The sequence below is a fragment of the Arthrobacter sp. MDT2-34-1 genome (assembly GCF_059091365.1).
On sequence record NZ_JBNHGO010000001.1, the window covers coordinates 601,024 to 613,957 of the forward strand.

The window sequence follows — 12,934 nt, forward strand, 5'->3', positions numbered from 1 at the left end:
AACTGACGGTCGCTGCCGCCGCGCCTTGCACCGTAAGGCCTGAGCCCGAAAACTGCTTCCGAAAAGCCCCTACGGTTGCAGGCAGCGGCTTGTACAAATCGAATTTGCTTCATTGGCTGCATCTAATTCCTTAGATAGTTTTGACAATGTCAAGCACCACGTTCAAATGCATAAAAGCTCCGGGTGCTCGGCACGGGGCTTTATGGCGGCACTGAAGGCCTTGCCCTTCTTCGCATCGGTGGCGGGCATGCATTCGCCGATACGAACTCAGGCTCCAGTCGCTAGTTCACTTTGCGCGTCGCCTTCGAGGTCCTATTCGCCGTGGCATATCCGGACTTGGAGCCAATCACCTTGACCTTGATGGTGTCGTAGCGGTCGGTGGAGACCAGCTTGTACGAGTTCTTGGTGGCGCCCTTGATGGCCTTGCCGGAGCGGTACCACTGGTACTTGAAGCTCGTGCCCGCCGTCCACGTTCCCTTGCTCACCTTCAGCGTGTTGCTGACCTTGGCGGTGCCGCTGATCTTCGGCGTCGCGGTCTTCAGCGTGCCCGTGGCAACGGTCTTGGAGTGCCAGTACCTGTTCACGCTCGTGTATCCAGTTTGGTAACCAGTTACCCTGACGGTGACCTTTTTCCCCCGGTCGCTGGAGGTCAGAGTGTAGGAACTCCGAGTCGCACCCTTGATGGACTTGCCGTCGCGCAGCCACTGGAACTTGAACGACGTTCCGGGCGTCCACGAACCGGCGGACGCTCCCAGTTTGTGTCCGACCTTGGCAGTGCCACCCACCGTGGGCGTCGCGGTCGTGAGCGTGGCGTACGGGATCGCCTTGGCAGCCGACGCCTTGGCTGCGTTGATATAACCGTCCTTGGAGCCAGTCACCTTGACACTGATCTTCTTGCCGCCGTCGGCGGACGACAGGACGTATGAGCTCTTGGTCGCGCCGCCGACCGGCTTGCCGTCGCGGAACCATTGGTAAGCGAACGACGTGCCCGCGGCCCACGCACCGGCGTTAGCCTTCAGTGTGTGCCCCAACTTAGTCGTGCCGCTCACCGTGGGCGTTGCTGTACTCAGCACAGCAGTAGCGACGGCGGCGGTGGCAACCGAGTCGTAGTGAACCGAGTAGTACCCGTCCTTGGCGCCGGTCACGCGCAGGACCATTCTCTTTCCTAGGTCGTCTGCGGTCAGCGTGTACTTGGACGCGGTCGCACCCTTGATCGCGCTGCCGGAGCGGTACCACTGGTAGGACAGGGCCACCGGCGCCGGACCCCACCCCGATGCCGAGGACAAGGACAACGTGTCCCCGACCTTGGGGGTGCCGTTAGGCGAGGAGACGGACGGAACGCTGCCAGAGAGAGTGCCGGCGGCAACAGCTTCCGTATAGTCGGAGAAGACATACTCCTTGAGGTAGCCGCTCTTATAGCCGGTAACCCGCAGGCTAATGGCTTTGCCGTGGTCAGCCGCAGTTAGCCTGAACGTTTCCTTAGTTTCCTCAGGAACGACAGTCCCATCCCGCAGCCACAGGTACGAGAAGGAAACGTCTGCTGGCCACCCGGGTGTCGATGCGGTCAAAACATGGCCGACCTTGACCGTTCCGCTGATGGAGACCGTGCCTGCGTCAAAAACGCCAGCACTCACTGCCGACGTGCGCGATTCCGCGCTCGCGGTGGAGTAGCCGGTTTTGCTTCCGGTCACGACCACCTTGAGCTGCTTGCCCATGTCGGCCGGGGTCAGCTTGTAGGTGGTCTCGGTCGGGGAGAACGTCGTTCCCTGCACGGTCCCCCAATAACCGGACTGGGTCGAACGGTACCACTGGTACAGCAGCGTCGTACCGGGCGCCCAGTCGCCGGGGGTCGCCGTCAGCACGGAGCCGACAGCAAGATCACCAGAGATCGAGGGGACGGGTGCTGTCATGTTACCGAGGTCTATGTTTTTCGAGTACGAGGTCTGCTGGGACGTCACGTACCCGTATTTGGACCCAGTGACTTGTACCGTGATCGATTTGTAGAGGTCAGCGACTTGCAGCTCATACTGCGTGTCGGTCGCGCCGGGGATAGCTGTGCCGCTGCGGTACCACTGGTATTCGAAGTCGACTGGGGCTGGCCCCCAGCTCCCGGGGGAGGCGGTGAGCGTGTACCCGACCTTTGCCACTCCGGTGATCGTGGGCCTGCTCTGCGTCAGGTCAGCGCCAAAAACCTTCACGGTTCCGGTCGAGGTCCGCGAGGACTTGGCGTAGCCGGACTTGACGCCGGTCACTGTCACGGTCAGCGTCTTGCCCTGATCCGCAGCGGTCAGCGTGTAGGTAGAGTCGGTTGCTCCTTGGATGACCGCGCCATCGCGGTTCCACTGATATGACAAGGTCACCGGCGCCGGGCCCCATGTGCCGGGGTTGGCGGTCAGCTTGTTTCCGACCTTGGCGATGCCGCTGATGGCTGGCGTGCCCGGGGTCAGGTCGGCAACGTCCGGAGCAACTACGGCTGTGGGATCGGACTCGGTCGAGGCAGCGCTGAAGCCGTCCTTGGTGCCGGTGACCCGGAACGAGATCCGCTTGCCCTGATCGGCTGTCGTCAGGGTGTAGGTGCCGGAGGTGGCCCCGGGAACTTCGCTTCCGTCACGCAGCCACTGGTAGGACAGGGTCACTGGTGCCGGTTCCCAAGTACCGGGAGCGGCGCTCAGCGTGGAACCGACCTTTGCGGTTCCCGAGACGCTGGGAACGGACGCAGTCAGCTCCTTCGGTGCGGCGACAGACATCGCAGCGGAAGCGTCGATTAAACCGGAGCCGCAACCAAGGGCGCAGTTGCCCGGCATAGTGCGGGCGGTTTCCTTCAGCCGGGTTTCGATCGCGGCCGGTGTCATGGACGGATTCGCAGCAACCATCATCGCTCCCACTGCCGAGGCGAACGGGGCAGCCATCGAAGTGCCCTGCATGTAGGCGTAGGCTTCGCCAGCCGGAACGGTGCGTCCGCCGTTGAAGGTCGACGCGATGATGTGGGTTCCTTCGGCGCCGTCGCCGCCCGGTGCCATGACGTCAACGGTGGTGCCGTAATTAGAGTAGGAGGCGAGGCTTCCCTTGTAGCTGGCTGCGCCGACCACGATCACGTTCTTGCAGTTGGCCGGGGTGCTCGTCGAAGCGGCCTGAGCAGAGTTGCCTGCCGAGACGAAGACACTGGAACCGTCGGCGACGGCGGCGTCAATGGCGTTTTGCATGGTGACTGTGCAGGCGCCGGGCCCGCCGAGACTGAGGTTAATGGTACGGGCCGGGTTTGCGTTGGGAGGGACTCCCGCCACCGAACCGCCGAATGCCCAGATGACCGCATCAGAAATATCGGACATGTAGCCGCCGCACAGGCCCAATGCGCGCACCGGGACGATCTTGGTGCCCGGGGCAGCACCGGCAACGCCAGCGCCGTTGTTGGTCACCGCAGCGATGATTCCGGCAACGTGGGTGCCGTGCCATGTGGAGTCGGCAGTCGGGAGAAGACCGCATTCGTTTCCGGTGCGCCAGTCACCCTCGTCGCGGGGGTCGGCGTCACGGCCGTCGCCGTCGCGGGCGTTGGTGGAACTGGACATCATGTCGTAGCCGGGCAGCACGTTAGCGTCGAGGTCGCTGTGCTGGGTGATGCCGGTGTCGATCACGGCGACCACCTGCCCTTCGCCGGTGGTCGTGTCCCAGACTACGGGGAGGTCCATACCGGCGATTGGGGACGATCCGCCCACGTAGCTGTGCAGGCCCCACTGCAAAGCGTAGTTGGGGTCGTTCGGCGGCAGCGCGGAGGGGCCCATAATGATGTCCGGCTCGGCGTACTCGACGTTGTCCTGAGAGTTCAGGTTTGCCAGCAGCTCTTCCGAGTCTGGAGCAGAGAGTGCCTCATCTAAGGCGATGATCTGAGCGCCGTCATTGGACTTGCCGACCTCTTTAACGCTTACGTCCGTGCCTTGAAGTGCCTCCCCGTAGGTTTCATCGCGCTCACCGGCATCCGTATTGGCATCCTCGATGAACTTCACGATGAAGCGATCGGTTGCAATAGGGGTGCCACTGCCCCAGTGCTGCTCCACTTTGGGCAGGTCCTGACTCTGGGCTGCGGCACTTGCCGGAACGGCAAACAGAGAGCTGATAACCAGAGCGCCCACCGCCGTGATTCCGACGATCTTACGGTTTCGGGTTTGGAACGGCGCTCCTCCGGCCGCCTCGCTGGTCAGACTCGACGCTACCGCTTCAACAGCCATATGAGACTTCCTTACCCGGCTCGTCACAGGGGCAGTCTGACGGTCTCTTTTCAATTTTCATCCCCCCATTGACGATTCGATCGGAGAAAATATCCGCCTAATAAGACATATCGGCTCGTCTGCAGGTAACTGTTAGCTCGGAATGACGTTACGATCGCGCACTTGTACGTCGTGCTCCGCCAACTGGCTCCCAGATGGCAGTGGATGCAGCCGGGGCTGCTTGGCGTTTCTAAACGGTGGCCCTAGCGCTTCGTCTTTATGGTCTTCGTTGAATAGGCGGAAGATGCCTTGTATTTACCATTGGCGGACTTGGCGTTGGCTCGTACGTGCACCTTGTATGAGGTGTTCTTCTTCAGTCCCCTGATGGTTCTCTTCGTTTCGGTCGTAGTCAGGCTCTTAACTGTCTTGCTGCCCTGCTTCACGACGACCGTGTATCCGGTTAGCTTCCCTGTGTAGAGAGGCTTCTTCCACGTTGCGTTTACACTGGTCCCGGCACTGGTCGCCTCCAGGGAAGATGGCTTGCTGACCCTGACCGTCGAAGCGTCACTCAGCTTCGTCTTTGCGTAGATGGAGACGGTTGAGCTCGCCTTAGTCTTGCCGCTGGTGGAAACGGCATTAGCCCTGACGGAAAGGCGGTAGGTAGTCCGCTCCTTCAGCTTCGCAAAACTCGCCTTCGTTGAAGTAGTGCTGAGAGACTTGACCGTCTTGCTGCCCTGCTTCAACGTGACGGTGTAGTTGACCAGCTTCCCTGTTACGGTGGGACTCTTCCAAGAGGCACTCAATGCGTTGGAGGTGGTGGATGCCTTCAACGAGGCGGGCTTGCTGACGGACAGCTTGGGACCCGGCGCAGGGGCGGGCGCCGTTGCTTCCCCGGAACCCGCTCCCGGGTTGATAACTTCAACTCCTCCGTCGTCGCCCGGACCGTCGTCTTGGAAGTCGAAGCAGACCTCGGCTCCGTTGCTGGCGATGTAACATTGTCTTGCCGCCTGAGCTGGTGGAGCCATCACTGCGGTGCCGCCGAATAGAAGTGATGCTGCAAGTAGAGTCGTTGCTGTCCGATAGATGCTGCGCAAGATGCCCCCGATGTTTAGTTGTTAGGACGCAGTCTTGCACAAGAATGGGCAGCTTGGCTTATTGTTCGCCCAATCCTGAGGAACCGGAATCACAGAGTGACGGCTTCGCGGCGTTATGCGCACGATCTGCATGCTCCGCGACGAGTTCCCCGACTTCGCCCTCCAGTTGGGTGCCCTGTCTCGGATCGTTTCTACGAGTTCAACGAATGCTAACCGTGTTTTATCAGGCGGTTGGCTATTACTGCGCTCAGAGTGCGTACACCGGTGTACTCAATGACTTCTAGGCTCGTGTCCCGGCGTTCAATGACCTTAGGCCGCACCTGTGCATGCAGGTCCGGCTGGGACAGGATGACGTTGAAGACGTTGTGGTTCATGGCGGGTCTTGTGATCAGGTACACGTGAGCGAGCCAGCCCCCTGATAGCGCTCCAGGGACGGCAACGGGCACGCTAACTCGCTTTCGACGCCACTCGGCATCGGCGGCGGTGTCGCAGCGATCCCGAACAAGGCAAAGGCGAGCACCCTGCCGAGTGATCGAGGCCTAACCTGAAGCCCGGACTGACTATCGTCAACCTTATGTACTTAAGCTGGAACATAGTCAACATGGTTGACGCCGGCCGACTAACCAAAGAGCCCCGCTCTGGACCCGTGATGGGGTCGGAGCGGGGCTCTTTTTGTGTCTCTGGACGACTACGGCCTCGTCTCGATCGTGTCTTGAAGCTCATACCAGCGGCAGGTCCGAGCTGTCTCGATCACTTGGCCGTCAGCGTGCTCGGTCGTCCATTCCATCGGCACCTCGTAGGTGACCCGGCCGCGAAGCAGCATCGCCTGCTCGACGCCCCCTAAAAACTCGTAGGCAGTCACCTTGTAGTGCCTCGGGGCGACGTGGGCGGTCCCCCGGGCGGTATTGGCAGCCACGGCGTGTAGATGATCCACGCACTTCTCCTTCACGCGGGCGGCGAGGGCGGCGTCTGCGGTGACTACTGGCTCCGGGGTGGGCGTGTACTGGTAAGGATTCTCCTTCTCTCCCGCACAGGCCGTGGCTGTCACCAACAGGGCTGCTGCTATCACGGAGACACGCAGCAGGACTTGGTCATCATCATGGCGAAAGGTTATCCCTAAGGGCTGCTGCTACCGCTTCTTCTTCACCGACTTCTTCGGTGCGGCCTTCTTGCTGGACTTCTTGGCCGTGGCCTTCTTCTTAGGTGAGGCCTTCTTGGTCACCTTGGCGGGAGCCTTCTTCGCCGTCTTCTTCTTGGCTGCCGCTGCCTTCTTCGTCGACTTCTTCGCTGTCTTCTTCTTGACGACCTTCTTGGCTACGGTCTGGACCGACTTGGGCACAGTCTTCGGTGCGGGCTTGGGAGCCGGTGCCGGGCCCGGAATGGGGCCTGCGGGATCGTGCCCGCCGACGTACGAGCCACCGGGGACATCGACTTCGAACGCAGCACAGTCCCTCACGCCGTTGTCGAGTGTGACGCAGGTGGTGATGGTTTTTGCCGCCGCAGGCCCGGCTGCGGCCAGACCGCCGCCGAGGACCAGTGCAGTTGCTATGGCCAGGGCGCGCGCTCTCATGTTGCCCCCAATATAGTTGTCAATTAATTCGGCCGATGTACCCGAACTTGGAATGTACCCGAACTCGGAGCACATTAATAGCCCGGTGTTTGGCTGGCTGGATAATGAGTACATGAAGGTCGACGCGTCCGCTGCCGTAGAGCTCACCCGCAGCAAGGGTGCTCGGCGTCCCGACTTCTCCGGTTTCCGGTGACCAGAGTTCCGTACGACCGGGAACCGTATCGGCTTCAAGTCGCTCGCTGAAGGCATCGATACATCCACGGCCGCCGGGAATCTCCTTCTAGGCCTGTTCTCAAGCCTTGCCGCCTTCGAGGCCGACCTCGTGAGGGAAAGGACCAACGCCGGACTGGCAGCAGCCCGAGCCCGGGGTCGAGTCGGTGGGCGCCCTCCTGTCATCGACGACGCGAAAGCCAAGAAGATCAAAGCGCTCTACGCCACCGGCGAAGTACACGGTCGACGAACTGGTCACTGCGGTCGGCGTGAAGCGCTCCAGCATCTACAGCTTTCTGAAACGCGAGGGCCTCACCGGGAAACCTGTCGCTGCCAAGGTGTAGCCAGCCGCAGGCAGTAGCACGGTGAAACAGCCTGCTTCCTTGTGCCGAAGGCGTGCTGTCGTTATCTATGGCTAATGCTGCTGGTCGTCGAGAACGTCGTAGGGATGGCGCCAAGATGACTCGGCCCTGCTAATCCTCTTTACCGTGCTGGACGGTACCCAGAGCGTGTGCATTTGATGCTCCGCGTCCTGCCACTTGAGGTGCACGTGCTCGCTGGTCCAGCCGGTCGCCTTGGCATCGACCGTCGTGCCGTCGTCGAGGGTGGCACGGACACGCTCCGGTACGCCGCTACGTGCAGCGCCACACAGCCGCCAGTCGCATGATCGGCAGCGGGGTCGACCCGGTGACGGCAGCCGCAATTCTGGGTCATTCCAGCGCTGGTTTCACAATGCGGGTTTACGCCCATGCACTGGACGGCGGGACTCGGCGGCTCTCGGTGATGATCGGAGTGCAGCAGACGAGAGGGAGGACCGCGAGCGGCTCGGCCTTTCTGTCGCGGAGAAGATTAGGGAACCGATTGAGGGCGATACGTCACGCCCCCGGACGAAGCGCGCTGCACGCCGCTGACGCCGGAGCCTACGGAGCATAAGTGGAGCTTATCTCTCCGCTGGCTCACTGAATATAGACGCAGAGCTTACGGAGCTTATGCTTCGAAAGCCCGAGAACACAGGGAAAGCAGGGAACGGAGGGGTGTGGACAACTACCAGAGAGAATCTTCTAATCTCTTGGTCGCAGGTTCGATTCCTGTCCGGGGCGCAACAGAAAGCGGCTCGGCCCAGGCGCTATGCCTGAACCGGGCCGCTCTTTTGGCTCTACTCAGGGCGGATGCACCGCTTACCAACAGGAGGCCAAACATCGTGCCGGAGCCGGTCTTGATACTGCGTCCCCTTTTCATTTCGCGGGCCTCCCTCCTCGCGTTCGTCTTGTTGTTCCTGATTGTGGCCTTATACGAGATGCGCACCGGTTCTGTCCGTTTTGGGTTATCAGAGGGGCACGAGGCCGAGCTGGCTTTTGATATTGCCGTAGGAATGTTGATGCTGCTGGCTGGCTGGCGAAACTGGCGCTTGGGCGTTCGGATATCAGCCTCCGAAGTCAGAGTGCTCGGATTCTTTAGGGACCGCACCGTACCCCGGAGTGCCGTCCGGAACATAACCTTGCAGGCCCAACTCGTGTGGGAAAAGGCGGATGGGCAGTTCCGTGTCACGCCTATCACTGCGTTCTCGGACTTAGGAGGACGGCTTGCAGGTTTTGTCGTCCGCCACAACGAGCGAAGCCTGCGGCAGTTGCGGCGTGAGATCCTAACCGACGCCTAGGCAGCGCGGAACGACAATTGTTCAGCCGGAGTGCCACGTCACTTCGTTCCCGACGATTACGTGTGCCGCGACGAATGCCACTCTGGCGGGCAAAAGCAGGCTTCCTTCCAGGAAATTCTCCAGCGGTGGCCGGCCATTTCCGAGTACCTTAAACCCGCTATTGGTAGGTGATAGCGGTGGGCCGGCGCGCCGGATGACAACGCACGGATGAATCGTTTCGTAAAACCGGGTAAATAGCTCATACTTTTGAGCGGGGGAAGGCTTCGGGGTTTCGGCGCGTGTCTCCTGTAAGAGACCGTTCACTCCCCCAGGAGCGTCATGAAGACCACTCCCCTGCGCCGCACCGCGGCCGCGCTGCTCACCGCGTCCCTGCTCGGCGGATTCGTCTCCGGCCCCGCGACGGCGGCACCAGTCAGCGCAGAGATCCAGGTGGCTGCCAGCTTAGACAGACCCGAACTGGTCTCCGCCGGCCACACCGGCTTCGCACTGGCCTGGGATCCGGTGTCCGGAGCAAACCGCTACGAGGTCCGCTACTCCACGCGCTCGGACATGGCTGGCGCCCCGGTCATCGAAAAGGTCAACAGCCGCTACCTGGGCGATTTGGATGACGCCACGACCTACTACATCCAGTACCGGGTGCTCTACCGGGAACCGGGCAGTGATTACGGAGAGTACCTGCGCTCGGCCTGGTCGCAGACGTTGAAGGCGACCACCCAGGCCAACTACCCCGGCGCGTTCACCACCCTGGAGACGGCCGGCGGCACCGACAGCATCACCGTTTCCTGGAACCGGACCGCGAATACCACCCACTACACCGTAAAGATCGCGGACAACATGGCCATGACCCTGCGGCCGCGCACCTTCTCCAATGTGACGGGCACGAGCCTGAAGATCACCAGGCTCACGCACGGCTCCCGCTCCTCGATGCCCAGCTTTATCCGCGTCTACGCCCACAACAAGGCCTACAAGACCCGCACCTCCACCCGGCTGACCGCCTACCCGGCGGCGCCGGCCGTGTCCGGCGCCGAGCCACTGACCGTGGCCAGCCAAAACCTGCTCTGCGCCAGCTGCAAACTCACCGGTGCCCCGCACTGGAACACCCGCAAGATGACCCACCTGCGGACCATCAAGGCGAAAAACCCGGACGTGCTCCTGCTCCAGGAGGCCCTGAACGTCAATATCCCGGGCACCGCGAACACGAAAGCCATGACCGACTTCCAGCCCCGCCTGAAGTCGCTCGGCTACGCCCTCGACCGAGCCCCGGAAAGAGCCGGCACCAAGCAATACGTGAACCGCATCGCGTACAAGACCTCCAAGTACACACTGCTCAAGCGCGGCACCTTCGCCCTGCCCGTCGCCAAGGGCGAGGACCCGCGCGGCGCGGCCTGGGTGCTGCTGAAGTCCAAGAAGACCGGCAAGCAGTTCTACGCCGTGTCCTTCCACATCTCCCCCAAGCTGCCGCTGCGCGGCAGCGTGTCGAAGACCTCAACCATGGAGACCGTCAACCGGAAAATGAACGCGATCAACACCCGCAGCCTCCCGGTCGTCGCCGGCGGCGACATGAACAGCAGCTTTTACCAACTGCCCTCGAACGCGCCGCACGAGGCCTTCATCAAGGGCGGCTGGACCGACAGCGCCTCCTCGGCCAGGAAGACAGATTTCCGCTACCCCACGACCAACGGCTACAAGAAGCAGCAGAACTCCACCTTCGGACGCATCGACTACGTGTTCACGAAGAACATTGCCGGCACCGTCTCCTATGAGAACGTGCTCGACATCGACGCCGCCGGCCGGTTGCGCTCCACCCCGGGCTCGGACCACAACATGGTTGTCGCCAAGATGAGGCTGAAGTAGGCCCGGCCGCAGGGCACGGAGCGACAGGGGCCTTGCACCCGGAAGCCAGCGGCATATGAGCTATGTTGAGAAAGGACCAAAACCAGCAGCCCCTGACCGCTTGGTCGCAGGTTCAATTCCTGTCCGGGGCTCACACTTGCCGGCTCAGCCCTCCTCGGCGAGCCGCTTGATAACGATGGGGACAACAGCGACCGCAATGCAGACACCTGAGCCGAAGCCGACCGCGCACTTCCCGGTCAACACCCTCGCGCTGAAGCGCGGCGGTCTGGTCAAGGCCGTGCGGTCCCGCGCCAGCGCCTTGGCCGAGCAGGGCCGTTTCGCTGATGTTTGGATCGAGGTCCTCGGCTTCCAGCCTCGACTGGAAGCCGACGTAGCCGAGTTGAAGGCCGACGGCCACCTGCACCCCGACGTCAAGGTCCGCAGCGTGCTGGCCTCATTGGACCCGAGCCCGGATCTCGAGACAAGACCCAGCGTCCAGCCGCCCGGCGACGCCGACTTCGTCCGGTTCCCAGTCGGAACTTCCGGCCGGGCCTTCGCCTACTTCCGCAACGGAGTCCAAGAGCACTACGTCCGGTTCCACGCCAGCGGGATCCCGGCCGCCGTCGAGGACCTGGGCCCGGACCGGCTGCGCACCCGCCGCTGGGAACTGGACGAGCACGGCCGCGTCGCAAGAATCCTGGACTACCAGCCCGGCTCCGCCACCCCGACCGCCCAGCGCTACATCGGCCGCGACGGCCAGTGCTTTCTCACCATCCTGCAAAACCCCGGCGAGAAGCAGTGGCGCAAGGCGTACCTCTTCGGTCCCGAGCCACAGCCCTTCGCGTCGATGGGCCAGCTGTACAAATTCGCCTTCGAACGCCTGCTCGCCGGCGAACAGGCGCCGGTCATCACCTCGGAATTCCGGGAAAACCTTCCCAACCTGCCGGCCGAAAACCTCGACGACGTCGTCCATTCGCTCCGCCACCCCAATCTGGGAAAGGTCGCCGCGGTCCACAGCAACCATTTGGAGCACCCTTACACGCTTGGTTCCGGTGTCAGCCCGAGCTGGCGCCGGCTCCTGGGTACCCTTGGCGGATGGGACTCGGTGGTTCTTCTCACCGAAGCCCAGCGGGAAGACATCCGCTCCGAGTTCGGCCACGGCGACCAACTGGCTGTGATCCCCCAGGTGGCGCCGGCGGCAAGGGAAGAAGACAAGGCGGTCGACGCCAACCGGATCGTCCTGGTGGCCCGCACCCACCCGAAGAAGCGCGTGGACGAAGCCATGTGTGTTTTTGCGAAGATTCTCGCTTCCCGTCCCAGCGCCCGCCTGGAGGTGTTCGGCTTCGGCTACAGCGACGACGAGGAAACCCGGATTCAGACGCTGATCGACGAACTGGGCATCCGCCCGCACGTCCGTTTCATGCCGTTCGCCAACAGCCCGGATGACATCTACGCAGGGGCATGCCTGACCCTCCTGACCTCACAATCGGAGGGATTCCCGCTGATCCTGCTGGAGAGCATGTCCTACGGCGTCCCGGTGGCGGCCTACGATGCCAACTACGGCCCCCGGGACGTCATCGTGGACGGAGAAAACGGGTGTTTGGTCCCCTTCGGTGACACCGGACTGCTGGCCGACCGCGTCCTCGCCCTCATGGAGGACGAGGAGCTTCGCCGGAAGATGGGGGAAAACGCAATCCGGACCCTGGGCCGGTTCAACGCCGAAACCTTCGTCGAGTCATGGCAGCAGGTTCTGTCGGCGCCTCCGCGCGCGGCCCGCGTCACCGGGAAGACAGTGGAACGCCTGTTCGAGCGTGCGTGGTGGGAAGGTGACATCCTCCGCCTTGCTCCCCGGCCGGGGAGAGTCGAGGCGGCGGAGGTTTTCGTACGCCGTAGGCGCGACAAGGCGACGACAGCCGCCCACCTTCACGACGGAACCTGGCAGCTGCAGGTGCCGGAGTCTGCACCGGGCGACATCTTTGACTTCCACGCCCGCCTGGCCGGGAACGACCAAGAACTGCGGCTCGCCTTCAGCACCCTCGAGGTGGAGGCCAGGCCGTCGTACCGGCTCTACGCCACGAAGCATGGTTCGCTGTCGATGAAGCACAACCCCCAAGACTGACCCGCCGCCCGCCGCCACATCCCGGCGCACCGGCTCCCGCCCGGCTGGCGGCCACGCCGTGCGGGAGGCAGCAGCGCACATTAACGGCCGGCTAACAATTGGTGACTTTCGTGGAAACGCGCGCCCTCGCTCAGTGTTTCCGCCCGTGCGGCTGATAACGTTTAACCTACCTTGAGCCGACGCTTCGCCTTTGCTGACCGGAGGTTGCGGCTCTCTTGACCCGGCCCCTTCGTGCCCTATTGTCCGGAG

The 12,934-nt window shown here is 62.5% G+C and carries 10 protein-coding genes; 6 read left to right on the forward strand and 4 right to left on the reverse strand.

The window, feature by feature from the left end; translation table 11 throughout:
• Positions 1 to 281: 281 nt before the first annotated feature.
• The 4 genes from AC5RVV_RS02785 to AC5RVV_RS02800 form a co-directional block, all read right to left on the reverse strand.
• The gene (locus tag AC5RVV_RS02785; protein ID WP_493999898.1) at positions 282 to 4,223 is read right to left on the reverse strand and encodes a S8 family serine peptidase; all 3,942 of its coding nucleotides are present in this window, start codon (positions 4,221 to 4,223) and stop codon (positions 282 to 284) included.
• A gap of 242 nt (positions 4,224 to 4,465) precedes the next feature.
• On the reverse strand, positions 4,466 to 5,296 hold the full coding sequence (locus AC5RVV_RS02790; RefSeq protein WP_493999899.1) for a fibronectin type III domain-containing protein: 831 nt from the start codon (positions 5,294 to 5,296) through the stop codon (positions 4,466 to 4,468).
• 688 nt (positions 5,297 to 5,984) lie between these two features.
• A complete protein-coding gene (locus AC5RVV_RS02795; RefSeq protein ID WP_493999900.1) occupies positions 5,985 to 6,365 on the reverse strand; it encodes a hypothetical protein in 381 nt (126 codons plus the stop codon).
• Positions 6,366 to 6,425: 60 nt separating this feature from the next.
• Positions 6,426 to 6,866 (reverse strand): hypothetical protein, encoded by a 441-nt coding sequence (locus tag AC5RVV_RS02800; protein ID WP_493999901.1) that lies wholly within the window; start codon positions 6,864 to 6,866, stop codon positions 6,426 to 6,428.
• A 52-nt stretch (positions 6,867 to 6,918) separates the two neighbouring features.
• Between AC5RVV_RS02800 and AC5RVV_RS02805 the strand changes: the two genes are divergently transcribed.
• From AC5RVV_RS02805 to AC5RVV_RS02830, 6 genes are all read left to right on the forward strand, one after another.
• Positions 6,919 to 7,059, forward strand: coding sequence for a hypothetical protein (locus tag AC5RVV_RS02805; RefSeq protein WP_493999902.1), 141 nt, complete (start codon positions 6,919 to 6,921; stop codon positions 7,057 to 7,059).
• Positions 7,060 to 7,113: 54 nt separating this feature from the next.
• Entirely contained in the window at positions 7,114 to 7,437 is a 324-nt protein-coding gene (locus tag AC5RVV_RS02810; RefSeq protein WP_494001263.1) for a recombinase family protein, read from the forward strand.
• A 275-nt stretch (positions 7,438 to 7,712) separates the two neighbouring features.
• Positions 7,713 to 8,009, forward strand: a complete 297-nt coding sequence (locus AC5RVV_RS02815) for a tyrosine-type recombinase/integrase (RefSeq protein WP_493999903.1) — start codon at positions 7,713 to 7,715, stop codon at positions 8,007 to 8,009.
• 103 nt (positions 8,010 to 8,112) lie between these two features.
• Complete coding sequence (locus tag AC5RVV_RS02820) at positions 8,113 to 8,733, forward strand: hypothetical protein (protein ID WP_493999904.1); 621 nt, start codon at positions 8,113 to 8,115, stop codon at positions 8,731 to 8,733.
• Between the two features lie 318 nt (positions 8,734 to 9,051).
• On the forward strand, positions 9,052 to 10,587 hold the full coding sequence (locus AC5RVV_RS02825) for an endonuclease/exonuclease/phosphatase family protein (protein ID WP_493999905.1): 1,536 nt from the start codon (positions 9,052 to 9,054) through the stop codon (positions 10,585 to 10,587).
• Between the two features lie 196 nt (positions 10,588 to 10,783).
• A complete protein-coding gene (locus AC5RVV_RS02830; RefSeq protein WP_493999906.1) occupies positions 10,784 to 12,685 on the forward strand; it encodes a glycosyltransferase in 1,902 nt (633 codons plus the stop codon).
• Positions 12,686 to 12,934: the final 249 nt, after the last annotated feature.

Bases quoted from the DNA above. Each gene is read 5' to 3' on its own strand.
- AC5RVV_RS02785 (WP_493999898.1), bottom strand. From the start codon at position 4,223: ATGGCTGTTGAAGCGGTAGCGTCGAGTCTGACCAGCGAGGCGGCCGGA.
- AC5RVV_RS02800 (WP_493999901.1), bottom strand. From the start codon at position 6,866: ATGAGAGCGCGCGCCCTGGCCATAGCAACTGCACTGGTCCTCGGCGGC.
- AC5RVV_RS02805 (WP_493999902.1), top strand. From the start codon at position 6,919: ATGTACCCGAACTCGGAGCACATTAATAGCCCGGTGTTTGGCTGGCTG.
- AC5RVV_RS02825 (WP_493999905.1), top strand. From the start codon at position 9,052: ATGAAGACCACTCCCCTGCGCCGCACCGCGGCCGCGCTGCTCACCGCG.
- AC5RVV_RS02830 (WP_493999906.1), top strand. From the start codon at position 10,784: ATGCAGACACCTGAGCCGAAGCCGACCGCGCACTTCCCGGTCAACACC.